Source organism: Pseudarthrobacter sp. CC12 (genome assembly GCF_039907755.1).
Taxonomy (GTDB): Bacteria; Actinomycetota; Actinomycetes; order Actinomycetales; family Micrococcaceae; genus Arthrobacter; species Arthrobacter niigatensis.
This window is the reverse complement of record NZ_JARDJH010000008.1, coordinates 46,269-71,373: the sequence shown is the minus strand read 5'-3', so window position 1 is coordinate 71,373 and position 25,105 is coordinate 46,269. Positions and strand designations below refer to the sequence as shown.

Annotated in this window: 28 protein-coding genes; 15 read left to right on the top strand and 13 right to left on the bottom strand. The window is 65.9% G+C overall.

All coding sequences use genetic code 11. From position 1 onward, the window contains the following. Positions 1-335 precede the first annotated feature (335 nt). Positions 336-824: a hypothetical protein gene (locus tag PV772_RS08690; RefSeq protein WP_347885882.1), complete on the top strand. Its 489-nt coding sequence runs from the start codon at positions 336-338 to the stop codon at positions 822-824. Positions 825-867: 43 nt separating this feature from the next. Here the strand turns inward: PV772_RS08690 and PV772_RS08685 are convergent, their stop codons facing one another. Then, positions 868-1,110, bottom strand: a complete 243-nt coding sequence (locus tag PV772_RS08685; RefSeq protein ID WP_347885881.1) for a hypothetical protein — start codon at positions 1,108-1,110, stop codon at positions 868-870. A 137-nt stretch (positions 1,111-1,247) separates the two neighbouring features. Between PV772_RS08685 and fdxA the strand changes: the two genes are divergently transcribed. The 3 genes from fdxA (at position 1,248) to PV772_RS08670 (ending at position 4,266) form a co-directional block, all read left to right on the top strand. Continuing rightward, positions 1,248-1,574 (top strand): ferredoxin, encoded by a 327-nt coding sequence (gene fdxA / locus PV772_RS08680; protein WP_013601705.1) that lies wholly within the window; start codon positions 1,248-1,250, stop codon positions 1,572-1,574. 13 nt (positions 1,575-1,587) lie between these two features. Further along, entirely contained in the window at positions 1,588-2,727 is a 1,140-nt protein-coding gene (gene dapC, locus PV772_RS08675; RefSeq protein WP_141159882.1) for a succinyldiaminopimelate transaminase, read from the top strand. A gap of 252 nt (positions 2,728-2,979) precedes the next feature. Continuing rightward, a complete protein-coding gene (locus PV772_RS08670) occupies positions 2,980-4,266 on the top strand; it encodes a citrate synthase (RefSeq protein WP_056334606.1) in 1,287 nt (428 codons plus the stop codon). Positions 4,267-4,363: 97 nt separating this feature from the next. Here the strand turns inward: PV772_RS08670 and galE are convergent, their stop codons facing one another. Then, the gene (gene galE / locus PV772_RS08665) at positions 4,364-5,377 is read right to left on the bottom strand and encodes a UDP-glucose 4-epimerase GalE (protein ID WP_141181982.1); all 1,014 of its coding nucleotides are present in this window, start codon (positions 5,375-5,377) and stop codon (positions 4,364-4,366) included. A 101-nt stretch (positions 5,378-5,478) separates the two neighbouring features. On the opposite strand from galE, the gene PV772_RS08660 reads away from it, so the two are divergent. Continuing rightward, positions 5,479-6,087, top strand: coding sequence for a TetR family transcriptional regulator C-terminal domain-containing protein (locus PV772_RS08660; protein WP_347885880.1), 609 nt, complete (start codon positions 5,479-5,481; stop codon positions 6,085-6,087). Positions 6,088-6,201: 114 nt separating this feature from the next. Then, complete coding sequence (locus PV772_RS08655; protein WP_141159886.1) at positions 6,202-6,813, top strand: hypothetical protein; 612 nt, start codon at positions 6,202-6,204, stop codon at positions 6,811-6,813. A 28-nt stretch (positions 6,814-6,841) separates the two neighbouring features. On the opposite strand, the gene PV772_RS08650 is transcribed toward PV772_RS08655, so the two are convergent. After that, positions 6,842-7,705, bottom strand: a complete 864-nt coding sequence (locus PV772_RS08650) for a hypothetical protein (RefSeq protein ID WP_141161525.1) — start codon at positions 7,703-7,705, stop codon at positions 6,842-6,844. A gap of 16 nt (positions 7,706-7,721) precedes the next feature. Continuing rightward, entirely contained in the window at positions 7,722-8,750 is a 1,029-nt protein-coding gene (gene dapD / locus PV772_RS08645) for a 2,3,4,5-tetrahydropyridine-2,6-dicarboxylate N-succinyltransferase (protein ID WP_141181981.1), read from the bottom strand. A 51-nt stretch (positions 8,751-8,801) separates the two neighbouring features. Between dapD and dapE the strand changes: the two genes are divergently transcribed. After that, positions 8,802-9,938 carry a succinyl-diaminopimelate desuccinylase gene (gene dapE, locus PV772_RS08640; RefSeq protein ID WP_347885879.1) on the top strand — a complete coding sequence of 379 codons (1,137 nt, stop codon included), beginning with the start codon at positions 8,802-8,804 and terminating at the stop codon, positions 9,936-9,938. A gap of 93 nt (positions 9,939-10,031) precedes the next feature. On the opposite strand, the gene PV772_RS08635 is transcribed toward dapE, so the two are convergent. The 4 genes from PV772_RS08635 to PV772_RS08620 form a co-directional block, all read right to left on the bottom strand. Further along, a complete protein-coding gene (locus PV772_RS08635; protein WP_347885878.1) occupies positions 10,032-10,883 on the bottom strand; it encodes an amino acid ABC transporter permease in 852 nt (283 codons plus the stop codon). Continuing rightward, positions 10,880-11,527, bottom strand: coding sequence for an amino acid ABC transporter permease (locus PV772_RS08630; protein WP_141181978.1), 648 nt, complete (start codon positions 11,525-11,527; stop codon positions 10,880-10,882). The genes PV772_RS08635 and PV772_RS08630 overlap by 4 nt, the downstream gene beginning before the upstream one ends. A gap of 62 nt (positions 11,528-11,589) precedes the next feature. Beyond that, complete coding sequence (locus PV772_RS08625; RefSeq protein ID WP_141181977.1) at positions 11,590-12,492, bottom strand: glutamate ABC transporter substrate-binding protein; 903 nt, start codon at positions 12,490-12,492, stop codon at positions 11,590-11,592. Between the two features lie 49 nt (positions 12,493-12,541). Continuing rightward, positions 12,542-13,297 (bottom strand): amino acid ABC transporter ATP-binding protein, encoded by a 756-nt coding sequence (locus tag PV772_RS08620; protein ID WP_141181976.1) that lies wholly within the window; start codon positions 13,295-13,297, stop codon positions 12,542-12,544. A 103-nt stretch (positions 13,298-13,400) separates the two neighbouring features. Here PV772_RS08620 and PV772_RS08615 point away from each other — a divergent pair, with 103 nt between their 5' ends. The 4 genes from PV772_RS08615 to PV772_RS08600 all read left to right on the top strand — a co-directional run bounded on the left by PV772_RS08615 (position 13,401) and on the right by PV772_RS08600 (position 16,329). Further along, the gene (locus PV772_RS08615; protein ID WP_141181975.1) at positions 13,401-14,183 is read left to right on the top strand and encodes a TIGR00730 family Rossman fold protein; all 783 of its coding nucleotides are present in this window, start codon (positions 13,401-13,403) and stop codon (positions 14,181-14,183) included. Positions 14,184-14,225: 42 nt separating this feature from the next. Next, positions 14,226-14,675: a DivIVA domain-containing protein gene (locus PV772_RS08610; RefSeq protein WP_347885877.1), complete on the top strand. Its 450-nt coding sequence runs from the start codon at positions 14,226-14,228 to the stop codon at positions 14,673-14,675. Then, complete coding sequence (locus tag PV772_RS08605) at positions 14,672-15,928, top strand: hypothetical protein (RefSeq protein WP_347885876.1); 1,257 nt, start codon at positions 14,672-14,674, stop codon at positions 15,926-15,928. The genes PV772_RS08610 and PV772_RS08605 overlap by 4 nt, the downstream gene beginning before the upstream one ends. A gap of 233 nt (positions 15,929-16,161) precedes the next feature. Then, positions 16,162-16,329 carry a DUF3117 domain-containing protein gene (locus PV772_RS08600; RefSeq protein ID WP_009357720.1) on the top strand — a complete coding sequence of 56 codons (168 nt, stop codon included), beginning with the start codon at positions 16,162-16,164 and terminating at the stop codon, positions 16,327-16,329. Between the two features lie 57 nt (positions 16,330-16,386). Here the strand turns inward: PV772_RS08600 and PV772_RS08595 are convergent, their stop codons facing one another. Further along, a complete protein-coding gene (locus PV772_RS08595) occupies positions 16,387-17,019 on the bottom strand; it encodes an O-methyltransferase (RefSeq protein WP_141159894.1) in 633 nt (210 codons plus the stop codon). 227 nt (positions 17,020-17,246) lie between these two features. Here PV772_RS08595 and sigE point away from each other — a divergent pair, with 227 nt between their 5' ends. The 3 genes from sigE (at position 17,247) to PV772_RS08580 (ending at position 19,182) form a co-directional block, all read left to right on the top strand. Further along, entirely contained in the window at positions 17,247-17,861 is a 615-nt protein-coding gene (gene sigE, locus PV772_RS08590; RefSeq protein WP_141159895.1) for an RNA polymerase sigma factor SigE, read from the top strand. A gap of 7 nt (positions 17,862-17,868) precedes the next feature. Further along, positions 17,869-18,708 (top strand): anti-sigma factor, encoded by an 840-nt coding sequence (locus PV772_RS08585; RefSeq protein ID WP_141181972.1) that lies wholly within the window; start codon positions 17,869-17,871, stop codon positions 18,706-18,708. Between the two features lie 69 nt (positions 18,709-18,777). After that, entirely contained in the window at positions 18,778-19,182 is a 405-nt protein-coding gene (locus tag PV772_RS08580; RefSeq protein ID WP_141159897.1) for a Sec-independent protein translocase TatB, read from the top strand. A gap of 5 nt (positions 19,183-19,187) precedes the next feature. Here the strand turns inward: PV772_RS08580 and PV772_RS08575 are convergent, their stop codons facing one another. From PV772_RS08575 to PV772_RS08565, 3 genes are read right to left on the bottom strand one after another with little or no spacing between them, the layout of a single operon-like run. Further along, entirely contained in the window at positions 19,188-20,330 is a 1,143-nt protein-coding gene (locus PV772_RS08575) for an Mrp/NBP35 family ATP-binding protein (RefSeq protein ID WP_347885875.1), read from the bottom strand. Beyond that, positions 20,327-20,977, bottom strand: coding sequence for a DUF1003 domain-containing protein (locus PV772_RS08570; RefSeq protein ID WP_246839901.1), 651 nt, complete (start codon positions 20,975-20,977; stop codon positions 20,327-20,329). Before PV772_RS08570 ends, PV772_RS08575 begins: the two co-directional genes overlap by 4 nt. Before the next feature lie 34 nt (positions 20,978-21,011). Then, a complete protein-coding gene (locus PV772_RS08565; protein ID WP_141159900.1) occupies positions 21,012-22,295 on the bottom strand; it encodes a CBS domain-containing protein in 1,284 nt (427 codons plus the stop codon). Between the two features lie 77 nt (positions 22,296-22,372). On the opposite strand from PV772_RS08565, the gene PV772_RS08560 reads away from it, so the two are divergent. Continuing rightward, on the top strand, positions 22,373-23,371 hold the full coding sequence (locus PV772_RS08560; protein WP_141159901.1) for a general stress protein: 999 nt from the start codon (positions 22,373-22,375) through the stop codon (positions 23,369-23,371). 114 nt (positions 23,372-23,485) lie between these two features. On the opposite strand, the gene PV772_RS08555 is transcribed toward PV772_RS08560, so the two are convergent. Beyond that, positions 23,486-25,060, bottom strand: coding sequence for an aminopeptidase P family protein (locus PV772_RS08555; RefSeq protein ID WP_347885874.1), 1,575 nt, complete (start codon positions 25,058-25,060; stop codon positions 23,486-23,488). Positions 25,061-25,105: the final 45 nt, after the last annotated feature.

Sequence of the window (25,105 nt, the reverse complement as noted above, 5' to 3'; positions counted from 1 at the left end):
GGCGCGGCCAAACCAGGCCTCGATGCGCAGGAACGGCGTGGGCGCACTGAGCGCCTGCTTCCGCGCCCGGGTCCGTTCTCCACATAGCCGTTTCCACCACCTGCGGATGCTCCCCGCCAGGCGCAGGCTTCAGACATGCGAACTGTTTCTGAAGCGCTGGCTCGGATGCTGACCCCGTGCTTATCCATGCGGCGCGCCATCACGCCGCACCTGGTTGCGTCACGGCCGCAGTGGCTTCCGGGTTATGGGTGATCAAGGTTCCGGATAGGCCGCATCTTGCCGCCCGCCATGGCAGGCCAATAGCCGGCTGTGTGGTACACCGCAGCGACCTTCCGTTGACTCCTCTGGACGTCGTCTGCCAGTCTCTCCGCTGTCTGCCGGCTCTTCAAGGCCTGACTATCGCGGAGTCCGCCGTCAAGAAGGGCCACATCCAACTCGCGGAGCTGCGGGCGCGGTTTCCGGCCGCCCGTGAAAAGGCCCTGCTGAACCTGGTTGGCAGAATCCGACCCCAGTCCGGCTCCATCATCGAAACCATCGCCCGGTATCTGCTTGAAGAAGCGGGGCTTACAGTCGAGTTGCAGGTGCACATTCCTGGAATGGGCCACCTGGATCTCCTTGTTGATGGTCTGCTGGGGATTGAGGCGGACGGCTATGCCCACCACAGCAGCCGGGAGGCCTACCGGGAAGACAGGCGGCGCTGGAATGTCACCGTCATCGGGGGTGTCCCAACCCTTCGGGTGACGTTCGAGATGCTGGTCCGCGACCCCGCGGAGTTCGTCCGGATGGTGGAGCTGGCCCTGGCCACGTACCGCCGGGCGCGGTGAAGGACCGGGTCATGGCGCAGGGACAGTCCCGGCGCAGCGAGGCCTAGGCGGGGCGCGCGGGGCGGCGCGGGGGAGCGGGCGGGACTTCCTTCGCGGCCACCACGAGCTCCAGGGGAATGACGACGTCGGCCCGGCGGGTGCGGACGGTGCAGGAACCGGCGTCGCACGCCAGCAGGTGGCCCAGCGCATCCGTCAGGCCGCCATCGATCCGGTAGCGCACCACCACCCGGGTTCCGGGGCCGGCCGCGGCCAGGAAGCGGACGGGGGCGGACGCTGGCAGACTCACCAGTTCATACTAGGCCGCCGGCTAGGTTAGCGGGAAAGGGCTGGGAGATAATAGGCTCAGATGTCAAGAGTCCGGCCGTGCTGCCGGATGCAAGAGCCGGCGGGCAAGCCGGAACCCAACGTGGAGAGGCCAGGGACGTGACGTACGTAATCGCGCAGCCGTGTGTGGATGTTAAAGACAAGGCATGCATTGAGGAGTGCCCGGTCGACTGCATCTATGAAGGCGAGCGTTCGCTGTACATCCATCCGGACGAATGCGTCGACTGCGGCGCCTGCGAGCCGGTGTGCCCGGTGGAGGCCATCTACTACGAGGATGACACTCCCGAGGAATGGGCCGACTACTACAAGGCCAACGTCGAATTCTTCGACGACCTCGGCTCCCCGGGCGGGGCGGCAAAGATCGGCAACACGGGCAAGGACCACCCGATGATCGCAGCCCTGCCGCCGCAGAACCAAGACCACTGACGCGGACGGGAACGTGACCGCAGCAGTGAATTCGTTTGGCCTGAACCTGCCCGACTACCCGTGGGAGGCTATGGCCCCCTACGTGGCCAAGGCCTCGGAACACCCGGGCGGGGCAGTCAACCTCTCCATCGGCACGCCCGTGGATCCCACCCCGCAGTTGGTCCAGGACGCACTGAAGGCCGCCGCCAACGCTCCGGGATATCCCACTGTCCATGGCACGCCGGCGCTGCGGGAAGCCATCGCGGGCTGGTTCGAACGCCGGCGCGGAGTGGCGGGCCTGGACCCCAAAAACATCATGCCTACGGTGGGTTCCAAGGAACTCGTTGCGTGGCTGCCGCTGCTGCTGGGCCTTAAGCCCGGAGACGTCGTCGTACGTCCCAAGGTGGCCTACCCCACGTACGATATCGGTGCCACCCTGGCCGGGGTCACTTCGGTGGCCACGGACAACCTGGACGAGCTTGACGACGCAACACGTGCACGCGTGCGGCTCATCTGGGTCAATTCCCCGGGCAACCCGACGGGGAGCGTCCGCGATGCGGAGTCCCTGAAGGCCCTGGTGGTCCAGGCCCGTGAAATCGGAGCCGTGGTGGCATCGGACGAATGCTACGCAGAGCTCGGCTGGGGCGACTGGGACGTCCAGCGCGGCGGCCGGCGCGTCCCCAGTATCCTTGATCCCCACGTTGCCGGCGGCTCGCACCAGGGCCTGCTGGCCGTGTACTCGCTGAGCAAGCAGTCCAACCTGGCGGGCTACCGCGCAGCCTTCGTTGCCGGTGATCCGGACCTGATGCCCAACCTGGTCAACAGCCGCAAGCACGCGGGGATGATCGTTCCCTACCCCGTCCAGGAGGCCATGCGGGTGGCGCTGGGCGATGACACCCACGTCGAGGCCCAGAAGGACCTGTACCGGGGCCGGCGCGAACGCCTGGTGCCCGCGCTGCTGGACTTCGGCCTGGAGATCAAGGAGTCCGATGCCGGCCTGTACCTGTGGTCGACGGCGGGAGAGGACACGTGGGCCACGGTGGCCCGACTGGCCGAACGGGGCATCGTGGTTGGCCCGGGCGTCTTCTACGGTGACGCGGGCAACGGCTATGTCCGCGTGGCCCTGACCGGATCCGACGAGCGGATCGATGCCGCTGTTGCACGGCTGGCCTGATCCGGCTCCCAGGGACCCCGTAATAATCGTGTGACTCGCCCCACATTCGGTGCATTTTAGGCCGGATGGGAAGCCTGCGGATTAGTGACACCCGCCAAGGAGCGGTACTTTTTAAGTTGACGATCAATGGTGGCTTTCTACAAGAAGGCAGCCCGGGTGTTGGAACCTGTCTCCTCAGGCTCAGTGCACGGCTCACCTGATGTTGGATCAAGCTTTCGACAGAGGCCGAAGACGCCTCATGAAGGGGACTCCATGACTGAGACCAACAATGCTGCGACCCTGCTCCACGCAGGTGGCGAGCTGAAGCTCCCGCGCATCCAGGTTGTTGAAGGGAACGAAGGTTACGACGTCTCCAAGCTGCTCAAGCAGACCGGTGCCGTGACCTTTGACCCCGGCTTCATGAACACCGCAGCAACCACGTCCGCCATCACCTACATCGACGGCGATGCGGGCATCCTGCGCTACCGCGGGTACCCCATCGAGCAGCTGGCGCAGCACTCCAGCTTCCTCGAGGTGTCCTACCTGCTGATCTACGGCAACCTGCCCACGCCCACTGAGCTGGACGAGTTCGACCAGAAGATCCGGCGCCACACCCTGCTGCACGAGGAGCTCAAGGGCTTCTTCGGCGGCTTCCCCCGCGACGCGCACCCCATGCCGGTGCTGTCCTCGGCCGTGTCCGCGCTGTCCACCTTCTACCAGGACTCCCTGGACCCGTTCAACGCCGAGCAGGTGGAGGTCTCCACCATCCGCCTGATGGCCAAGCTGCCGGTCATCGCCGCCTACGCGCACAAGAAGTCCATCGGCCAGCCCATGCTGTACCCGGACAACTCCATGAACCTGGTGGAGAACTTCCTGCGCCTCAGCTTCGGCCTCCCCGCGGAGCAGTACGAACTGGACCCGGTCATCGTCAAGGCGCTGGACCTGCTCCTCATCCTGCACGCGGACCACGAGCAGAACTGCTCCACCTCCACCGTGCGCCTGGTGGGCTCCTCCAATGCCAACCTCTTCGCCTCCGTTTCGGCCGGCATCAACGCACTCTTCGGCCCTGCCCACGGTGGCGCCAACGAGGCAGTGCTGAAGATGCTCCGCCAGATCCAGGCCGAGGGCCTCAAGCCCGAGGACTACATGGAGAAGGTCAAGAACAAGGAAGACGGCGTCCGCCTCATGGGCTTCGGACACCGCGTCTACAAGAACTACGATCCGCGCGCCAAGATCGTCAAGGCCACGGCCCATGAGATCCTCAGCAAGCTCGGCGGCAACGACGAACTGCTGGACATCGCCATGCGCCTGGAAGAGAAGGCGCTCAGCGACGACTACTTCATCCAGCGCAAGCTCTACCCGAACGTGGACTTCTACACCGGCCTGATCTACAAGGCCATGGGCTTCCCCGAGAAGATGTTCACCGTCCTGTTCGCCATCGGCCGACTGCCGGGCTGGATTGCCCAGTGGCGCGAAATGATCAGCGACCCGAACACCAAGATCGGCCGCCCGCGCCAGCTGTACATCGGCGAGCCGGAGCGCGACTACCCCGCACGCTGATTCCCGGTCAGCCAGGGACAGTAACGGCAATAACGACGGCGGCCGCCCACCTTTCCAAGGTGGGCGGCCGCTGCGCGTTGTGCCACATTCAAGGGGACTACGAGGCGTAGCCCTGGGGGTTGTTCTTCTGCCAGCGCCAGTGGTCCTCGCACATCTGGTCCACGGTCTTCGTGGTGGACCAGCTCAGGTCTGCCAGGGCCGAGGTGGCATCGGCCCAGAAGGCCGGGAGGTCCCCCGCGCGGCGGCCGGTGATCTCGTAGGGGATGGGCTGGCCCACTGCCTTTTCGAAGGAGCGCAGGACCTCCAGGACGGAGGAACCCTTGCCGGATCCGAGGTTCCAGCGGAAAACACCGGTGCGGTCCGCGATGTGGTTCAGTGCGGCCACGTGTCCTTCGGCCAGGTCCACCACGTGGATGTAGTCGCGCAGGCAGGTGCCGTCCGGGGTGTCGTAGTCGCCGCCGAAGACCATAAGCTTCTCGCGCCGGCCCACGGCCACCTGGGCAATGAACGGGACAAGGTTGTTCGGAATGCCTTGCGGGTCTTCACCGATGCGGCCCGAGGGGTGCGCGCCTACCGGGTTGAAGTAGCGCAGCAGGGCTATGTGCCACTGTGGGTCGGCTGCGCCGAGGTCGGAGAGGATGTCCTCGATCTGTTCCTTGGTGCGCCCGTAAGGGTTGTTCGCGCCGATTTCCATCTTTTCCACATACGGAATGGGGTTGTGTTCCCCGTAGACGGTGGCTGACGAGCTGAAGACGATGGACCGGACGCTGTGCCTGTCCATGACGCGGACCAGATTCAGCGTGCCCACCAGGTTGTTGTAGTAGTACTTCAGCGGCTCCTGCACTGATTCACCCACGGCCTTGAGGCCTGCGAAGTGGATGACGGCTTCAATGCCGCTCCCGGCGAAAACTTTTTCGACGGCGGCCTCGTCCACCAGGTCAACGTTGTGGAACTCCGCGGTCTTGCCGCTGAGTTCGGCTACGCGGCGCAGCGACTCCTCGCTGGAATTGACCAGGTTGTCGATGACGACCACGTCGTGGCCGGCTTCCTGCAGGGACAGAACAGTATGGGAACCGATGTAACCGGTGCCCCCTGTGACCAAGATTTTCATGCCTCAACGCTATCCCACCCGCAGCGTTGCCCGCCGCTATGTGGCGGACGGCGGGTGGGCCGTGACGGGACAGAAAAAGCACAAGTGTGCTACTAAGGATGGTGCCCAAAATTGTAGACGCCGGTGCCCGGCGGCAGGACGTAGTGCAGGCGGTTCTCCGCATCATCGCCGTGGACGGGCTCGAACGGGCGTCGCTGCGCGAAGTGGCGGACGAGGCCGGACTGGCCGTCGGCTCGGTCCGGCACTACTTCGAGGGCAGTGAGGAGCTCCTGGCCTTCGCCTTCGGCACCGTGGTGGACCGCGTCGTCGGCAGGCTGGAGGGCCTGCTGCCGGCCGTGTTCGGAGCCGGCAAGGCCAGCCCTGGCCAGCGCGAGGCCGTTTTAACCCTCCTGGGTGGAATGCTTCCGCTGGATGAGGTGACAGCAGTGGAAGCCTGCGCATGGCTGGCCTTCAAGAACGCCGCACGCATCCGGCCCTTCCTGGTGGCGGAAGCGGACCGCAGCCACCGCGAAATGGCGGCCATCGTGGGTGCATTGGTGGCAAGCCTGCTCCCGGACGATGAACCGCAGGAGAACCTCGTCCTGGAGGCGGAGCGGCTGCTGGCCACGTTGGACGGACTGTGCATGCACGCGCTCCTGCAGCCCGCCTGGATGACGGCGCAGATGTGCCGCGACGTGCTCGAGCGCCATCTGGACGGGCTGGCACGCTGAGCGACCAAAGCCCGTCCGGCACTACCGCGAACTGGCTGCGGGAATAGACTGGGAGCCGGGTAGGCCGGGCCGGAATATGGCGCCCGGGACCGGGAGGCCAGGAAAGGACTTTGGATGCAGCACGCAGGCGGTTCAGGGTGGCAGATCACCACCGACACATCCGGACCGATGATGATTGCTCTTTACGTCCGGGACGCTGCCGGCCTGAACGGAGCGGGGCGCCCCATGCTGTCCCATGCGTCACCCAAAGTCCGTTCAGCGGACCACAGCCACCTGACCGCGGATGTCGGCGGGCTCGGGGCACTGAAGACCGAGTGGGAGGCCTGGTGGGAGCAACTGCTCAAGGCCCACCCGCACACCTCCCCGGAACTTTCGCCGCCGGATTTCGAAGCCTTCGGCAACTCCCCGGCCCTCCAGCGGGTCCTGCAGGCCCACTTTGGCTCTGCCCTCACCTGGGCACGGGAGCGGAGGAGTGAATATGCCGAGCTCGAAGCGGAGCGGGTGGCCAGCGGAATTGACCAGCTGATCGGGGACATGGTGGACGATAGGCTGATGGAGGTGGGGCGGGACTCCCGGGATTTCACGCTGACCATCATCGAGTTGCCGCTGGACGAACAACGTGCGTGGTACCTGGAACCGGACAAGATGATCATGAGCCACGAGCTGATGGGGCAGCCTGAGCTGTTCCGCAGCTATGTCCAGCCGGTGCTGGAAATCCTGGTCTGACACGCGGCCGGCGGCCCGACGGCGGCCCTTACGTGCCGGCGTCGTCCTTCCGCACCGTAATGCGCACCTGCCCGTCCTGGACACCCGCCGCCTGCCACCCGTCGCCGCCTGGCCGGTCCCAGGTGCGGCCGGCTACTTCCACCCTGGTCACGGCCAGGTCCTTTGCGTTGGCAACTGCCCACGCGGCAACCGACCACCCCAGTGCCCCGCCGGCGTCCACCACCAGGGTGTCGCCGTCCACCTGCGCATCGACGCCGCCGTAGGCCTGGTCCAGGTCAGTCACCACAGTGGCCGAGTTGCCACCGGCCGTGGGGGAGCGAAGCGTGCACTGTACGCCAGCCGGGGTCTGGCCGGTCAGCCCGGAAGCGAACGCCCGGCCCATCTCTTCGTGCTGGGCATAGGCCTTGGGGTAGGCGGACCGCTGGACCTGCTGGGCAGCGTCGGTGATGTCCAGCGTCTCGTAGCCCGGGATCTTCACCAGGGCGTCATAGAAGGCGTTGACCGCGTAGTAGGGGTCCATGATCTGGGCCTCGGTGCCCCAGCCCTGGGACGGCCGCTGCTGGAAGAGTCCGCGCGAGTCCGGCCCGGCCTGGTCGCCGTGACCGATGTTGCGCAGCTTGGACTCCTGCATGGCAGTGGCCAGGGCGATGGTGGCGGCGCGCGCGGGGAGGCCCCGCCGGACGGCTGCCGCTGTGATCAGGGCGGCGTTGGCCGCCTGGTCCGGCGCCAGTTCCCCCGTCCGGTCGCCGGCTGTGGCTGTGCAGCGTTCCGACACGAGGGTCTCGGAACGCTGCACGAAGTACACCGCCGTGTAGATGCCTCCCGCTGCCAGCGCAAGGGTGAGGAGCAGCACCGCGAGGCGGCGCAGGCCGCGCCTGCGTGCCACGGACATGGGTGCCACGAAAGTACTAGTTGGCGTGCAGGGCGTCGTTCAGTTCCACGGTCTGGCCCTTGCGGGGGAGTGCCTCCACCGCGCCCGTGGTGGAGTTGCGGCGGAACAGCAGGTTGGGGACGCCGGAGAGTTCGGCGGCCTTGACGATCCTGGTGGTGTCCTCGCCCACCTCGTCCTTGGGGCCCGGCACACGGACCCGGGTGCCTGCCGTGACGTAGAGGCCAGCCTCGACGACGGAATCATCACCGATGCTGATGCCGACGCCGGAGTTCGCCCCGAGCAGGACCCGCTCGCCGATGGTGATCTTTTCCTTGCCGCCGCCGGACAGGGTTCCCATGATGGAGGCGCCGCCGCCGACGTCGCTCCCGTCCCCGGTCACGACGCCCGCGGAAATGCGCCCCTCCACCATGGACGTGCCCAGGGTTCCGGCGTTGAAGTTTACGAAGCCCTCGTGCATGACGGTCGTGCCGGCGGCGAGGTGCGCACCCAGGCGGACCCTGTCGGCGTCGGCAATCCTGACGCCGCTGGGTACCACGTAGTCCACCATGCGCGGGAACTTGTCGATGCCGTAGACGGTGACGGCGCCCCGGCGGCGCAGCCGGGCGCGGGTCAGTTCGAAGCCCTCGACTGCGGCGGGACCAAAGTTGGTCCACACGACGTTGGGGAGCTTGCCGAAGATGCCATCCAGGTTGATGGTGTTGGGCCTAACCAGGCGGTGCGAGAGAAGGTGCAGCCGGAGGTAGGCGTCTGCGGTGTCGGCAGGGGCTTCGTCGAGGTTGATCTGGACGAAGACCACCTTCTGCTCGGTGCCGCGGTCCTGGTCTGCGCCGTTCTCAGCGATGGCAGTCAGGGCGTCGTCGGCATTTTCGACCGAGCGGAGGTCCTCGGCGGCAACACCGAGTGCCGGTGCGGGAAACCAGACGTCCAGGACAGTATCCGCGCCGCCGGCGGTGGCGACGGTGGCCACGCCAAAGCCATGGGCGGAACGGTCGTCAGCGTTGGGAGTCAGGGTTTCGGGCACGGCGGAGGAAGCGGTCTCAGTCATGTGCCCCAGTCTATCGAGGGCGGGGCTGGCGGTTCGAACTAGACTGGCTTCGTGACTGCTGAAACCGCCCCCGAATCTTCCGTATCCACCCTTGACCTGCACCAGGACGTGGCGCTGCTGACCGCGGCACTGATGGATATCAACAGCGTGTCGGGCAACGAGAAGCGGCTCGCGGACGCCGTCGAAGCCGCCCTGCGGGAGATTCCCCAGCTGACCGTGGTCCGGGACGGCGACGCCATCATTGCCCGCACGGAGCTGGGCCACAGCGAACGGGTCATCCTCGCCGGGCACCTGGATACGGTTCCGTTGCCCCTGGCGGAAGGTTCCAGGGGCACCGTCCCCTCCAGCTGGGAGTCAGGTGTTCCGGGTGAAGGGATCCTCTATGGGCGCGGTGCCACGGACATGAAGGGCGGAGTGGCGGTCCAGCTGGCGCTGGCAGCGGGAATGTTCGACGACGGCGCGCAGCCAAAGCGGGACGTCACCTTCGTGTTCTACGACCATGAGGAAGTTGAGGCGGTGAAGAGCGGGCTGGGACGCCTGGTCCGGAACCACGGCGACCTGCTGCAGGGAGATTTTGCCATCCTGCTGGAGCCGACGGACGGCACGGTGGAGGGCGGCTGCAACGGAACCAGCCGGTTCGAAGCCAGTACTGCAGGGGAGGCCGCCCACTCTGCCCGGGCGTGGATGGGCAGCAACGCCATCCACGCCGCCGCCCCCATCCTGGCGCGCCTCGCCGCCTACGAGCCACGGACCATCAACGTTGACGGGCTTGATTACCGGGAAAGCCTCAATGCGGTGAAGATCAACGGCGGCACGGCCGGCAATGTCATTCCGGACCGCTGCGTGGTGGAGATCAACTACCGGTTCGCCCCGGACAAAACCTCCGACCAGGCTGAAGCGCATGTCCGGGAGCTCCTGGAAGGCTTCGACGTGGTGCGCACCGATGCAGCCGCCGGTGCGCGTCCCGGACTGCAGCACCCGGCTGCCGCGTCCTTCGTTGCCGCTGTGGGTGCGGAGCCCAAACCCAAATACGGCTGGACCGACGTCGCGCGGTTCAGCGAACTGGGGATCCCGGCAGTGAACTTCGGCCCGGGCGACGCCCTGCTGGCCCACAAGGACAACGAGCACGTTTCCGCCGATGCCATCCGAACCTGCCTGCGCGCCCTGGAGCAGTGGCTCGCCGGCTAGGACGGCCGGCTGGCGGCGTAGAAAGCCGGCTACGGAAAGGGCCCGGAACCTGACGGTTCCGGGCCCTTTCACGCCGGCAATGCCGGCGGGTGGCTAAACCTCGGCGGGAACAGCCGCCGCAGGTATGACTGCTGCGCCGGGCTTGCGGGAGAGCCTGCGCTCCAGCCATTTTGCGACAGCGGCCAGGATCAGGCACATACCCACATAGAGCACGGCGGCCACGATGGCTGCCGGGATAATCGGGGAACCGTACTGGATCTGGCTGCCGAAGTACTTTGCCTGGAAGAGGATCTCGTTGTACGTGACGATGAACCCCAGGGCGGTGTCCTTCAGGATGACCACCAGCTGGGAGATGATGACCGGAAGCATGGACCGGATGGCCTGCGGCAGCAGGATGCTGGTCATGACTTTGCTCTTGGGCAGGCCAATGGCATAACCGGCCTCGCTTTGGCCCCGGGGCAGGGACTCGATGCCGGCCCGGAACACCTCGGCGAGAACGGAACCGTTGTACAGCACCAGCCCTGCGACCACGGCAGTGAAGGGCGTAATTCCCTGGACACCGATGGTCGGCAGGCCGTAGTAGAAGATCATCATGAGGATCAGCAGCGGAACCGCGCGGAACAGCTCGGTGAAGCCGTAGCACGGCGCGCTGATCCAGCGGCGGTCCGACAAGCGGCCAAACGCCAGGAGGATGCCGAGGACCAGGCTGAGGACTGCCGCAGTGCCGAAGGCGGCCAACGTGGCACCTACGGACTGGGCAATGGTCTGCTGCACCAGCGGAAAGGTGAACAGCTGCCACTTCTTCGCCTCGAACTGGCCGCTTTCCGCGAAGCGGAGCAGGACGAACCCGACGATCAGCAGGATCACGATGGCGGTGGCGACGCCGAAGATCCGGTACCGGGCGCGTGCCTTGGGGCCGGGGGCGTCAAAAAGGATTGAACTCATCGTGCAACCTTCCACTTCTGTTCAAGCTTTCGCTGCAGGGCGGAAAGGATGAACACGAGGATGATGAACACCAGCGCCACCCACAGGAGGCCGGTCATGGCCGGCTCGCCGCGTTCGGAGAGGTTCGCCCGGATGGCCCCGGCTTCAAAGACGGAGAAGCCTGCGGCGACGGTGGTGTTCTTGAGCAGGGCGATGAAAACGCTGAACATCGGTGGGATGACAGCGCGGAAGGCCTGCGGCAGGATCACGAGGGTCAGCGTCTGGGTGAAGGGGAGCCCGATGGCGCGGGCTGCTTCCGCCTGTCCGACCGGGACGGTGTTGATGCCGGAACGGACAGCTTCCGCCACGTAGGTGGCGGTATACAGGCTCAGTCCGATGATGGCGGCGGTCGTAAAGTCGATCGGGACCAGGCCCAGCTTCGGGTAGCCGAGGGCGAAGAAGAAGAGGACCAGCGTCAGCGGGGTGTTGCGCACGACGTTGACGTAGAGCGTCGCGGTGGCACGCATGGCGGGTACGGGGGAGACGCGGAGCGCGGCAACGACGGTACCGAGGATCAGGGCGAAAATTGCCGAGAAGAAGAAAAGTATTAGCGTGTTGCGGAATCCCGTGATGAAGAGATCCGAATTGTTCAGCAGCGTATTCACAGAATCGTCGCTTTCGACAGTTGAAGAGGGGGCGGCTGCATGGCCGCCCCCTCAACTTTGGTTTAGTAGTTCTCTACCTTGGGCTGTTCGACCTTCGTGCCCGACTGGCCCAGCGTCTGGTCGTAGATCTTCTGCCACACAGAGTTACCGTCGGTGAACGTCTTGTTCATGAACTGACGCAGCGCGGTGTCGCCCTTCTTCAGGCCCACGCCGTACTTTTCAGTGGTGAACGGCTGGCCAACTACCTTCAGGCTGTCCGGTTCCTGGGCAGCGTAGCCGAGCAGGATGGCCTGGTCGGTGGTGACAGCGTCAACCTGGCCGCTCTTGAGCGCCTCGACGCACTGCGAGTAGGTATCAAACTCGGTGGTCTTGGTGTTCGGGAAGTTTGCCTTGATGTTCTGGATCGGCGTGGAACCGGTGGCCGAGCAGACGTTCTTGCCCGTGAGGTCCTTCTCGCTGTTGATGCTGGAGTTGTCCTTCTTGACCAGCAGGCCCTGCCCGGTGACGAAGTAGGGTCCGGCGAAGTCGATCAGCTGCTTGCGCTTGTCCGTGATGGAGTAGGTGCCCACGTAGTAGTCGATGTCACCGTTCGTGATCGCCGACTCGCGGTTGGCGGACGGGATCGGCTTGAACTCGATCTTGTCCTTGCTCATGCCCAGCGATGCTGCCATCCACTTGGCAATCTCGATATCGAAGCCCGTGTATTCACCGGTGGCCGCGTCTTTGAAGCCAAGGCCCGGCTGGTCCTGCTTGACGCCGATGCGGACCTTGCCGCTGGACTTGATGGCGTCGTAGGTCGGGCTGCCGGTGAGCGTGACGTTGTCAGCAACTTTGTAGGGAGCCTCATCAGTACCGGAGGAAGCAGTTCCGCCGCCGCCTGAGCCGCCGCAGGCGCTGAGGGACAGGGCCAGCGCCGCAGTCGCCGCGACAAGCAGCGGCTTCTTCCGGGTAAAGAAGTTTTTCATGGGGATACCTTTCATTGAGCGGCCGCGCTGGGGCAGCCGGTGCGGTGTGCTAGTGGGTCAGGAGCTTGGACAGGAAGTCCTTGGCGCGGCTGCTCTTCGGGTTGGTAAAGAACTCCTCCGGAGTCTCGTCCTCCACGATCTGCCCGTCGGCCATGAACACCACGCGGTCCGCGGCCTTGCGGGCGAAGCCCATCTCGTGAGTGACGACGATCATGGTCATGCCTTCCTTGGCCAGCTGGACCATGACATCGAGGACCTCGTTGATCATTTCGGGGTCCAGCGCTGAGGTCGGCTCGTCGAAGAGCATGACTTTCGGCTTCATGGCCAGTGCGCGCGCGATGGCGACGCGCTGCTGCTGGCCACCGGAGAGCTGGGCAGGAAGCTTCGGCGCCTGCTGCCCGACGCCCACGCGCTCCAGCAGCGCCATGGCATCTTTTTCGGCCTCAGCCTTGGAAGCGCCCTTGACCTTGATCGGTCCGAGGGTGACGTTCTCCAGGATGGTCTTGTGCGCAAACAGGTTGAACGACTGAAACACCATCCCGACGTCGGCCCGGAGCTTCGCCAGGGCCTTGCCCTCGGCGGGAAGCTCCTTGCCATCGATGGTGATGGAGCCGTCGTCGATTGTTTCCAGGCGGTTGATGGCCCGGCAGAGGGTGGACTTACCGGAGCCGGAGGGCCCGATGACCACAACAACCTCGCCCTTGCGGACCTGGAGGTTGATGTCCTTCAGAACGTGCAGCTGGCCGTAATGCTTATTTACGGCGTTCAGGGAGACGAGAGCATCGCCGGGCACATGAGTAGTCATAGAAAGAATCTAGCGAACAACAGTGGGTTATGACGCCAATCACCCCAAGTTCCTGCTGATCGTGATTCAAGAGATACCTCATGTTGGAGGTTAGCCTAGGGGAATGAGCATCAATGCAGATCCGGCCAAGAATTCCCAGCCGCGCCGTAAGGGGCCCCTTGAGCTGCGGCGCAAGCAAGCGGCAGTGGACATGTCGGACCAGCACCTGCTCGATACGAAGGGCCCGGGGCAGTTCGTCCACACCGATCCCTGGCGGGTCCTGCGGATCCAGAGCGAATTCGTCGAAGGCTTCGGTGCGCTTGCAGACATTGGAAAAGCGGTCAGCGTCTTCGGTTCGGCGCGTACCAAGCCGGGAAGCCTCTACTACGAAATGGGCGTCCAGGTGGGGCGCAAGCTCGCCGAGGCCGGGGTTGCGGTGATCACCGGCGGCGGCCCGGGTTCCATGGAGGCGGCCAACCGGGGAACGGTGGAGGGCAACGGGGTGTCGGTGGGCCTGGGCATCGAGCTGCCGTTCGAACAGGGCCTGAACCAGTGGGTGGACCTGGGCATCAACTTCCGCTACTTCTTCGCCCGCAAAACCATGTTCGTCAAATATGCGCAGGGGTTCATCGTCCTGCCCGGTGGGCTGGGCACGCTGGATGAACTGTTCGAGGCCATGGTCCTCGTCCAGACGCGGAAGGTCACGTCCTTCCCCATCGTCCTCCTCGGCGTCGACTTCTGGGGACCGATGATCGACTGGATCAGGGGCACCCTGGTGGCTGAAGGAATGGTCTCCGAAAAGGACCTGGACCTGATCCAGCTGGTGGATGACCCGGCAGAGGCTGTGGACCGGGTCCTTCACGGCGCCGTGACCCCGTCGCTGAACGGCGAACAGCGGCCGGAGTAGCCGCGGCGCGGCTTGGCCGCGCGGGTCTGGCACGATGGGACCGTGAGCTTCTTTCTGGTTTTCCTCGCCGTCGTGCTGGTAGCGGCTGTCCTTTGGGCCGGCCTGGGACGGCGCTCCCGCAAGTCGGGCGCCACGACGCTGCCGGCCCTGTTGAGCGGATTGGACGAGCCGCCGGCGAACCTTCCGCCGGTGCTCCTGCCGGAGCGCGCCGTTCCGGAGGATGTGACCCGGCTCCGGTTCTCCCTGGGCCTGCGCGGCTACCGGATGGACCAGGTGGACCAGGTCCTCGACGAACTGCGGGATCAGTTGGCCGCACGGGATGCGGAACTGGCGGCGTTGCGCGGGCGGCTGGACGCAGGCGAACGGCACGCAGGGGAGGCGTCCGACGACGGCGCCCCGGTCCCGGCCATGGCACCGGAAGAGCCGGGTGCGGAAGGGGATGGGAACCGGGCAGCCCCGGAGGGTGCTGCCCCGGTCAAGGGCGGCCAGTGAGCACCGTGGCCCGCCGCAACCCGCTGGCCTCCGCCGGTACTGTGGCCCACCGGGCTGCCGCCGCCGTCCGCCGTTGGCCGTGGTGGCTCCAGGTCACCGCAGTGTACGGCGGCTCCCGGCTGGCCTCCGCCTGCATCTTCATGGCCGCAGCACTCCATCAGGGTCCCAACCCGTGGTTCCCGCCAAAACCGGACTACTGGAACTTCATCAATATTTGGGATGCCCGCTGGTACGGACAGGTCATTGCCAGCGGCTACCCGTCAATCCTTCCCACGGACGCAGCCGGGAACGTCCAGGAAAACACCTGGGCGTTCTACCCGCTCTTTCCTTCCCTGGCGGGCGGACTCAGCCGGCTCACCGGGATGGAGCCTGCCGCTGCGCTCACCCTGGTTGCCATGCTGGCCGGGTGGGCGGCGGCCCTTGTGGTTTACGCACTGTTCCGGCAGAAGGCCTCCCACGCCCCGGCCATGTGGGGTGTTGCGTTCTTTTCGGTCTTTCCCGTTTCCGCCGTCCTGCAGGTCCCTTACGCCGAGCCGCTGTCCCTCCTGCTGCTCGCGTGGGCCCTCCTGCTGGTGGTCCGGCGCCAGTACCTGTGGGCTGTTCCGGCGGTGTTCCTGCTGGGCCTGTCCAGGCCTGTCGGTGTTCCGTTCGCAGCCATGGTGGGGCTGCTCCTGGTCTTCCATGCCGCCGCGTACGTCCGTAGCGGGCGGCGTCAGGACGCTTCCGGCGACGCGCATTCCGTCCGGGACCTCGCCGCACTCGCTGGACTGACCGCCGTCGCCGGGCTGTCCGCTTTTGCCTGGCCGGCCGCAGCGTGGTTGGCGACCGGCGACCTTCAGGCCTACACCAAGACGGAAACCGTGTGGCGGGGCCAGGACCTGGTTCCGTTCAAGCCTTGGTTCGACACCGGCGTCGAACTTTTCGGTCCCGTCCTGGGTGTTGTTGCCCCGCTGGTCTTCGTGGCGCTGTTCGCAGTGATGCTGTATCTGCCGCCAGTGCTGCGGCTCGGCGTCGAACTTCGGCTCTGGTGCGCCTGCTACATGGGCTACCTGCTGGCGTTCCTGCACCCACAGACCAGCACCTTCAGGATGCTGCTGCCGCTGTTTCCGCTGGCCCTGGGCGCCGTGTTCCTGTCCCGTTCCAGGGCGTACCGGGGGACGGTGGTGGCCATGTTCCTGCTGCTGCAGATCGTCTGGATCGTATGGTTGTGGGCCTGGGCGCAACTGCCCGGCGGAGGGGATTATCCGCCGTAGCAAAAACGGGCTTTAATGCAGGTCAGGGCGGGAATGACACGTTGACGGAAATGTCCATCGATTAGCTACGTGCGGGTAATTCCGCGATAATGATAGGTAAGCAAGGACATAAGCATTCAGAAAACGCGCAGCATTGGCGGTGGTCAACCACCCCGCCACAGCGGCCTGATCGACATGCGGACGCAGCCCGCCCGGGCTGATTAGTCCTGGGACAAAATGGAGGGGAATTCCTCATGGCGGCTATGAAACCACGCACCGGCGACGGCCCAATGGAAGTCACCAAGGAGGGCCGAAGCCTGATCATGCGGGTCCCGCTCGAAGGCGGCGGGCGCCTGGTGGTCGAATTGAACGCTGCCGAAGCAGCCAACCTCAAGGAATGCCTGGTAGGCGTTACCGAATAGTCGTGCCGGTCAGGGTGCGCGGCCAGCGGGCTGCGCACCCTGACCTTTATGCAGCAACTACTTCTTGACCGCGACCAGCAGGCCGTCGCCGGTGGGGAGCATGGCGGATGCCAGCCTGTCGTCGTCGCGGATTGCCTTGCCCACCTGCCGCAGGGTCACCGTGTTGGGCTCGCGGCCGGCAGGGTTGGCTACCTTGTCCTTGTCCAGCGCATCGTTGATCACCAGCAACCCTGAGCGCTTGAGCAGCCGGATGGCCTGTTCCACGTAGCCCGGCAGGCCCGGCTTGTCCGCATCGATGAAGACAAGGTCGTAGGCGCCGTCCGTAAGCCGTGGCAGGACGTCACCCGCCCGGCCGGAAATGGTCCGGGTCCGGTTGGCGGGGCTGCCGGCCTCCGCAAACGCTTCGCGGGCAGCCCGCAGGTGCTCCACGTCCACATCGATGGTGGTCAGGACGGCGTGCGCGCCGAGGCCGCGCAGCAGGCAGACGCCCGAGACGCCGGCGCCGGTGCCGATCTCCACGACGGTCTGGGCTTTCGAGGCAGCGGCCAATACCGTGAGGACAGCGCCCACTCCGGGGCTGATGGCGCTGACCCCCAGTTCAAAGGAACGTTCCCGCGCCCGAAGCATTACCTCATCCTCAGCGGGCAGATCTTCTGCATAGGACCAGCTGCTGGACTTGTCGGCGCTCATGAATAATCGCTTTCTGGGCGTAAAGGGAATGTCCCCCCAAGCCTACTGTGTCCGGCCCTGCCGGAACGGAAAGCAGCCGTTGCGCCGAACGCTGAAGTTTGCAGGTAATCAGGAAATTCCCAGCCAAGTTTGACATGATTGATTTCCGCTCATCCAAAAGGTGACCGGCGCCGAATCAGAGATGTCAACAGTATCCGGGCGTTAGCATTCCACGAGGGGAGTGGACGATGTCATCTTCAGTAGTGGCACCTGTCCCTGCAGTAAACAATCCCGACGATGAGTGGGTCCGTCCCACCTGGGAAGAAGTGGTCACCAACCACTCCGCGAAGGTATACCGGCTGGCCTACCGCCTGACCGGAAACAAGTACGACGCCGAGGACCTCACCCAGGAGGTCTTTGTCCGCGTGTTCCGTTCGCTGGAGAACTTCAAGCCCGGAACCCTTGATGGGTGGCTGCACCGCATCACCACCAACCTGTTCCTTGACCAGGCCCGGCGCAGGACCCGCATCCGTTTCGACGCCCTGGCAGAGGACGCGGAGTCCCGCCTGCCCGGCCGTGAGCCGGGACCGGAGCAAAGCTTCGAGCTGAACAACCTGGACCTGGACGTACAGGCTGCCCTGGAAGAGCTGCCGCCGGACTTCCGTGCCGCCGTGGTCCTGTGCGACCTCGAGGGGCTCTCCTACGACGAGGTAGCCGAGGCGCTGGGCGTCAAGCTGGGCACCGTCAGGTCCCGCATCCACCGTGGCAGGACCATGCTCCGCGAGAAGCTGGCCCACCGTGATCCACGCCCGCAGCAGTCCCGCCGCAAGCTTTCGATGCCGCGCATCGCCGGCATCCTCTGATCGGCACATGAGGTCCCAGTTTCCTTTTGGCGGCAGGCATCAGCGCACCGGCAGCCACCTCGAGGCCTGCCAGGAGTGTGCCGCCACCCTGCGCCGGGAACGGCAATACTTGGAGCGCCTCCGCGATGCTCCCATCCCGCCCGCCAGCCAGGACCTGACCGCCCGGCTGCTGGCCCGCACCCACGAACTGGCCGCCCAGCCGCCCGCGCCGGTACCCCAAGGCGGCACCTCGCGCCTCGCCGCGCGGGCGCTGGCCCTGACCGCGGGCGGAACCATGGCGGCCGCCGGGGTGCTGGCCGTCGGTGCGTTCACCGCAGCGGGGGACCCCACCGCCAGCGAACAGGCCGGGCCCGAGGCTGCTTTCTCGCACGTTTCGTCCCAAACTCCCGCTGATGGCAGGACTTTGAGTGCCGCCCAGCTCGCCACCCTCCGTTCCGAGGGTTGGGCTTGTCCGGACCTCCAGGCCATGGGATTCCACCTGGAAGCCGCGCGGGCACTGGTGGTTGACGGGGAACCTGCAGTGGAACTGCAGCTCACTGACGGCGCCCATCACGCCACGGTCACGGAACAGCACCCCGCCAGCCAGGGCACAGGTCCGGCGCACGCGTGGGCCACGTCCCCGGCGTCCGCCACCTACCGGGCTGCAGGCCTGACCATCACCTACCGCTCCGACCTGCCCGCGGATAAGGCCGGCGACGCCATGCCGATCCTCGAACGGCTTGCCGATTCCGCCATGGAGGGGGTCGCGGCATCCGTCCCGGAGCAGCCCGACGGGCAGGCTGCGGAACCCCTGGATGCACGGCTGGAGCGCGGAATCAACAAGATCGCGGCCCTGTTCACCCAATGACACGGACTGTTCACCCGTCCGCCGGATGGGAATCGTCACTCGCAGCCCGGAGAGGGTAATCTTCCTAAAGTGTTTGGAATCAACGGCCCGGAGTTCATTCTTCTGCTGATCATCGGTGTGCTGGTGATCGGCCCCAAGCGGCTGCCGGAATATACGCAGAAGCTGGCCAACCTGGTCAAGGAAGTCCGCCGGATGGCCAACGGCGCCCGGGAACAAATCAAGGAAGAAGTGGGCATCGACATCGACGATGTCGACTGGAAGAAATACGATCCCCGCCAGTACGATCCCCGCCGCATCATCAAGGAAGCACTGCTCGACGACGACACCAAACCGGTCAGCGCAGGCGCTCCCGCCGCGGTGGCTGCCGTCGCCGGCGCCGCAGCCGCGGCTGATGCTTCACCAAAGCGCCCGGAAAGGGTAGTGCAGAGGCTCGCCCCCGGCGAAGCCGCGCCATTCGATACCGAAGCCACCTAGGCAGGTCAGCGGGGCTGCAGCCCCAGCTTCATCCCGGCAAGGCCGCGCGGTGCGGCGGCAAGCCGGCCGGCGATCCCCGCCAGGGCGGAAGCCGCCGCGGTCCCGGGCCTGCCAAGGACAACCGGAACCCCTGCATCCCCGCCCTCGCGCAATTGAATGTCCAGGGGAATCTGTCCCAGCAGCGGAACGTCCGCCCCCACGGTGGCGCTGAGCCGTTCCGTGAGTACCGTCCCGCCGCCGCTTCCGAAAAGTTCCATCCGGCCGCCGTCGGGCATCTCCAGGTAGGACATGTTCTCGATGACACCGGCAATTTTCTGCCCCGTCTGGGTGGCGATGGCGCCGGCCCGTTCGGCGACGTCGGCTGCGGCTGCCTGGGGCGTGGTGACCACCAGGATTTCGGCCTTGGGCAGCAGTTGGGCCACGGAGATGGCGATGTCACCGGTACCCGGCGGGAGGTCCAGGAAGAGGGCGTCCAGGTCCCCGAAGTAGACGTCCGTGAGGAACTGCTCCAAGGCCCGGTGCAGCATGGGTCCGCGCCATGCCACCGGCTGGTTGCCGGTGACGAACATGCCGATGGAGATGACCTTTACCCCGTACGCAACGGGGGGAAGGATCATGTCGTCCACCTGGGTGGGTTTTTGCGTGATTCCCAGAAGGGCTGGAACGGAGAAACCGTAGACGTCAGCGTCCACGATTCCCACCCGGAGGCCCCGGGCGGCCAGGGCGGTGGCCAGGTTGACCGTCACCGAGGACTTGCCCACGCCGCCCTTGCCGCTGGCCACCGCGTAGACCTTGGTCAAGGAATCAGGCTCGTTGAAGGGAATCCTGCGCTGGCCGCCCGGGCCACGCAGTTTCTCCTTGAGGGCGTCACGCTGGGTCTGGTCCATCACCTTGAGCTGGACGTCGACGACGGTCACGCCGGGCACCGACGACAGGGCCTTCTGGGAATCGGCAGTAATGGTGTCCCGCAGCGGGCACCCCGCAATGGTGAGCAGGACTGCCACGGTGACCTTGCCGTCGTCGGCCACCTGGACGGAATCCACCATGCCCAGTTCGGTGATGGGGCGCCGGAGTTCGGGGTCGATCACTGTGGCAAGGGCGGCGTTGACTGCCCCAGCCAACGCCGTGCGGGCAATGGGTTCGCTCATGAACGGTCCTGTGTGGAGTGGCCGGGCTTGATCCGGGGGATCTGCTGGGTGCGCGGGTTGCGCTGCCGGTCCCGCTGTTCGCGGAGTTTGTCCTTCACCTTGTCACGGGGGGATTCGTGCGAACCGGGGCCCGTGTCATCGTGGGTCCGCAGTTCCTCTTGTGCTTCAAGGAGGTCTTCCAGGAGTGAGCGCAGCTCGGCCCTGACATAGTCGCGGGTGGCCACCTCGCGCAGCGCGATCCGCAGGGAGGCCAGCTCCCGGGTCAGGTACTCGGTATCGGACAGGTTCCGCTCGGCCCGCTGGCGGTCCTGCTGCAGCGAGACGCGGTCGCGGTCATCCTGCCGGTTCTGCGCAAGCAGCAGCAGGGGAGCGGCGTAGGAGGCCTGCAGCGAGAGCATCAGGGTCAGGAGGGTGAAACCCAGGTCCCGCGAATCGAACTGCCACTCCACCGGCGCCCAGGTGTTCCAGCCCAACCAGAAGATGCAGAAGACGGTCATGTAGACCAGGAACTGCGGCGTGCCCATGAACCGGGCAAAGCCCTCGGTGGCATGGCCGAACGCGTCTGGATCGGGCTTGAACTTGGGCAGGATCCGCTGGCGCGCGCTTAGGGGCGTATCGAGACTGCCTTTTGATTCCGCAGTGGCCAGGTTCCGCTGGTTGGGGTTCTTCGGAGCGCTGTTATCAGCCAATACGGCCACCGAGCTTTCTTATCGGGGCTTCGCCGTCGTGGGCGCGCCAGTCGTCCGGCAACAAGTGATCCAATACGTCATCAACAGTCACCGCCCCCACAAGCCGGCCGGCGTCATTGACCACGGGGAGGGAGTTCAGGTTATAGGTAGCCAAGGTCCGGGCCACTTCGCTGATGTGGGCCTGGTCCGACAGCGGTTCGAGATTCTTGTCCACCAGGTTTCCCAGTGCCTCGAACGGCGGGAAGCGCAGCAGCTGCTGAATATGCACCACGCCCAGGAACCGGCCTGTCGGCGTTTCGAGTGGCGGCCGGGCAATGAAGATGGACGACGCCAGGGCCGGGGAAAGCTCCTCCCGGCGGACGTGGGCGAGGGCTTCGGCAACCGTGGCTTCCGGGGGAAGGATGACCGGTACCGGCGTCATCAGGCCGCCGGCAGTGTCCTCGTCGTACTCAAGGAGGCGGCGGACGTCCTCGGCGCCCTCGGGCTCCATGAGCTGGAGCAGTTCCTCGGCCTGGGCGGAGGGGAGTTCACCGAGAAGGTCGGCGGCGTCGTCGGGATCCATCTCCTCAAGGACGTCAGCGGCGCGCTGGACATCCAGGGCGGAGAGGATCTCCACCTGGTCGTCCTCCGGCAGTTCCTGGAGGACGTCTGCCAGCCGTTCGTCCTGCAGTTCGCTGGCCACCTCGAACCGGCGCTTGTCGCTCATCTCCTGCAGGGCTTCGGCGAAGTCGGCGGGTTTGAGGTCCTCGTGGTTGGCCACGAACTGGGTGGCTGCCTGTGGCTCGGTGCGCGGTCCCTGCTGGGCGTCCGCCCAGTCGATGATCAGCGTTTCGTTGCGGCGCAGCCGGCTTAAGGGCGAGAGGGAGTGTCCGCGCCGGACAAAGAGCTTGCTGACGAACCAGTCGCGGGACCGGTGCTGGTCGATGGCGATGTCCTCGATGGTGGCGTCGCCGCTGCCGTCACGGAGGGTGACCCGCCGGTCGAACATTTCGGCCACCACCAGGGTTTCCGCCCCGCGCTGCTCAAAGCGGCGCAGGTTCACCAGGCCGGTGCAGATAACCTGGGTCTGGTCGATCGAGGTAATGCGGGTCATGGGCACGAAGACCCGCTTCTTTCCCGGCACTTCCACCACGATGCCCACCACGTGCGGGGCTCCCTGGGTCCCCCGCGACAGCACAACAACATCGCGCAGCCGGCCCAGCCGGTCGCCCAGCGGGTCGAAGACGTCGAGGCCAAGAAGGCGTGCCACGAAGACGCGGGTAGGTGTTGTGCTCACCACTACAGGCTACCGAGTCTGCTCTCTTTTAGCTGAATTTACAGGCGGCACCCACCTTCATGGGCAAGAATGGGTTTATGTCGAACATTTTTGGTGGTCCCAAGCCCGGCGCCGCGAGCGGACCCGATGATGCCCGGGCTGTTCCCACCGGCGACACCGTTGGCTCCTACACGTCCTACCTCGACGCCCAGAAGGCGGTCGATTACCTGGCGGACCAGCAGTTCCCGGTCCAGATGGTGTCCATCGTGGGCAACGAACTGAAGATGGTGGAACGTGTCACGGGGCGCCTGAGCTACCCGCGGGTGGCGCTCTCCGGGGCCCTGAGCGGCATGTGGTTCGGCTTGTTCGTGGGCGTCATGCTCTCCTTCTTCGCCCCGTCGCCTGGATACTTCTCCATCATGACTTCGGTGCTGATGGGCGCGGCGTTCTTCATGCTCTTCGGCATCGTCACCTACGCCATGCAGCGCGGCAAGCGGGACTTCACCTCCACCAGCCAGGTGGTGGCCACCAGCTATGACGTGATCGTGGCCCCCGAGGCAGCCCACGAGGCCCGGCGCCTCCTGCAGCAGCTGCCCATGTCCCGTTCCGACGCAGCATCCGGCCACGGCCCGTACACGCAGCACGACTACCACAACCAGCCATACCAGCAGCAGCACCACCAGCAGCAGGGACAGGGCCCGGCCCGTCCCACCGGCTGGAACGATCCCTACGGCCAGAGGTCCTCCGGCCCGTCAGCCCAGGGCGGACCGGCGCAGGAAGGCCACGGGTACCCGGAGGACGGCAGCCAGCAGCAGAGCGGCCAGCAGCCCCCGCAGCACTACGACGGCGGCCAGCAGCACGCCGCCCAGCAGCCGGTCCGTTCCGCGGTCCGCTACCCGGACCTGCCCGACGGCCGCCCGCAGTACGGCGTCCGCGTTCCCCAGGGGCCGGCCGGGGGGCAACCGGGGATGGAAGACGCCGCGGAACGCCCTGCTGAACACCCGGCAGGAGACCACGCGCAGGACGGTAGCGGCCATCCGACTGATACCGGCTATGGTGCCCAGGGCGGCCAGCACCGGGGCGAAGACCGCCAGTAACCGCGGTCCAGGACCACGGGTCCACGCGCCGCACGGGAGAAACCGGTACGCACACAAAGAGCGGGGCCGCTGGACTGAATCCGGCGGCCCCGCTCTTTCATGCCTGGGTGTTGCCTAGGCTTCTTCGGTCCGGTAGATCCCGGCCATCCAGTCCTCCACATCCTCCGCATTGCGTGGAAGGGCGGCGCTGAGGTTGACGGGGCCGTCGGCGGCCATGAGGATGTCGTCCTCGATCCTGACACCGATGCCGCGGTATTCCTCCGGGATGGCCAGGTCCTCCTTCTTGAAGTACAGGCCCGGTTCGATGGTGAACACCATGCCCTCGGTGAGGACGCCGTCGAGGTAGAGTTCCCGCTTGGCCTGGGCGCAGTCGTGGACGTCGAGGCCCAGGTGGTGGCTGGTACCGTGCGGCATCCAGCGGCGGTGCTGCTGGCCCTCGGGGCTGATTGCCTCCTCCACGCTGACCGGCAGGATGCCCCATTCGGCGAGCCGTTCTGCCAGGACCGTGGTGGCCGCTGTGTGGATGTCGCGGAACTTGGTCCCGGGCTGCGCGGCTGCGAATCCGGCGTCGGCAGCGTCGAGGACCGCCTGGTAGACCTTGCGCTGGATCCCGCTAAAGGTGCCGCTGGCCGGAAGCGTCCGGGTGATGTCCGCCGTGTAGAGCGAGTCGGCCTCGACGCCGGCGTCCAGGAGCAGCAGTTCGCCGGCGTGGATGCGCCCCGTGTTGCGGGTCCAGTGCAGCACGGTGGCGTTGTTGCCGGATGCGGCGATGGTGTCATAGCCCAGTTCGTTGCCCACCTCACGGGCACGGGCGAAGAAGGCACCCTCCACCACGCGTTCGCCGCGGGCATGCGTGAGGGCCCGGGGCAGGGCCTTGACCACCTCTTCGAATCCCTCGACCGTGGCGGACACGGCGATCTTCATCTGCTCGATTTCCCACTCATCCTTGAGCAGGCGCAGTTCGGAGAGGGCTTCGCTGAGCTTCTCGTCCAGGGCATCGAGCACTTCAAGGTCCAGGGTCTCGGGATCCTTGGCCGTGTTGTACCGGGCCGTGTCCACCAGTGCGTCGATGTTTTCGTCAACCTTGCGGACCAGGCGGATGGAGATTCCGCCGATCTCCGGGGCGCCAACGTCCTTGGTGATTGCCGTTTCCAACTGGTCGATGTGGGCGGTGGCCAGTCCAAGCCGGGCCTCGAATTCTTCGAGGGTGGGGCGGGCCCCGATCCAGAACTCACCGGAGCGCGAGTCCGCGTAGAACTGTTCGGTGTCCCGGCCGGCCAGCGGCCGGAAGTACAGCGTCGCGCGGTGGTTCGCGCCGTCGTCGCCCGTTCCTTCTTCCACCGGTTCCAGGATCAGGACTGCGTCCGGTTCGTGGTCCAGGCCGAGGCCCGTCAGGTGCGCGAAGCCGGAGTGCGGGCGGAAGCGGTAGTCGCAGTCGTTGGAGCGGACCTTGAGCGGCCCCGCGGGGATGACAAGCCGTTCGCCCTTGAACTGGGCCGAGATGGCCTTGCGCCGGTTTGCGGCGTAAGGGGCCACGGCATCGCGCTGGGGGAGCTCCTGGGTGGAGGGTGCCCAGTTGCTGGCCATGAAGGCCTTGAAGGCGTTGGAACTGGGCCGCTGGGAGCGGTTGTTGACGCGGTCCTCCAGCGGCTGGGAAGCAGAGTTTTGGGTGTTTTCGGCATCGTTCACGGCACCATCGTCTCACCAGCGTCCCGGCTATGCGAACAGGCCTCC

What these genes read in the sequence shown, in the direction of transcription:
- PV772_RS08670 (WP_056334606.1), top strand. Translation starts at nt 2,980, where the DNA reads ATGACTGAGACCAACAATGCTGCGACCCTGCTCCACGCAGGTGGCGAG.
- galE (WP_141181982.1), bottom strand. Translation starts at nt 5,377, where the DNA reads ATGAAAATCTTGGTCACAGGGGGCACCGGTTACATCGGTTCCCATACT.
- PV772_RS08655 (WP_141159886.1), top strand. Translation starts at nt 6,202, where the DNA reads ATGCAGCACGCAGGCGGTTCAGGGTGGCAGATCACCACCGACACATCC.
- PV772_RS08650 (WP_141161525.1), bottom strand. Translation starts at nt 7,705, where the DNA reads ATGTCCGTGGCACGCAGGCGCGGCCTGCGCCGCCTCGCGGTGCTGCTC.
- dapD (WP_141181981.1), bottom strand. Translation starts at nt 8,750, where the DNA reads ATGACTGAGACCGCTTCCTCCGCCGTGCCCGAAACCCTGACTCCCAAC.
- PV772_RS08635 (WP_347885878.1), bottom strand. Translation starts at nt 10,883, where the DNA reads ATGAGTTCAATCCTTTTTGACGCCCCCGGCCCCAAGGCACGCGCCCGG.
- PV772_RS08625 (WP_141181977.1), bottom strand. Translation starts at nt 12,492, where the DNA reads ATGAAAAACTTCTTTACCCGGAAGAAGCCGCTGCTTGTCGCGGCGACT.
- PV772_RS08620 (WP_141181976.1), bottom strand. Translation starts at nt 13,297, where the DNA reads ATGACTACTCATGTGCCCGGCGATGCTCTCGTCTCCCTGAACGCCGTA.
- PV772_RS08615 (WP_141181975.1), top strand. Translation starts at nt 13,401, where the DNA reads ATGAGCATCAATGCAGATCCGGCCAAGAATTCCCAGCCGCGCCGTAAG.
- PV772_RS08600 (WP_009357720.1), top strand. Translation starts at nt 16,162, where the DNA reads ATGGCGGCTATGAAACCACGCACCGGCGACGGCCCAATGGAAGTCACC.
- PV772_RS08595 (WP_141159894.1), bottom strand. Translation starts at nt 17,019, where the DNA reads ATGAGCGCCGACAAGTCCAGCAGCTGGTCCTATGCAGAAGATCTGCCC.
- sigE (WP_141159895.1), top strand. Translation starts at nt 17,247, where the DNA reads ATGTCATCTTCAGTAGTGGCACCTGTCCCTGCAGTAAACAATCCCGAC.
- PV772_RS08585 (WP_141181972.1), top strand. Translation starts at nt 17,869, where the DNA reads ATGAGGTCCCAGTTTCCTTTTGGCGGCAGGCATCAGCGCACCGGCAGC.
- PV772_RS08575 (WP_347885875.1), bottom strand. Translation starts at nt 20,330, where the DNA reads ATGAGCGAACCCATTGCCCGCACGGCGTTGGCTGGGGCAGTCAACGCC.
- PV772_RS08560 (WP_141159901.1), top strand. Translation starts at nt 22,373, where the DNA reads ATGTCGAACATTTTTGGTGGTCCCAAGCCCGGCGCCGCGAGCGGACCC.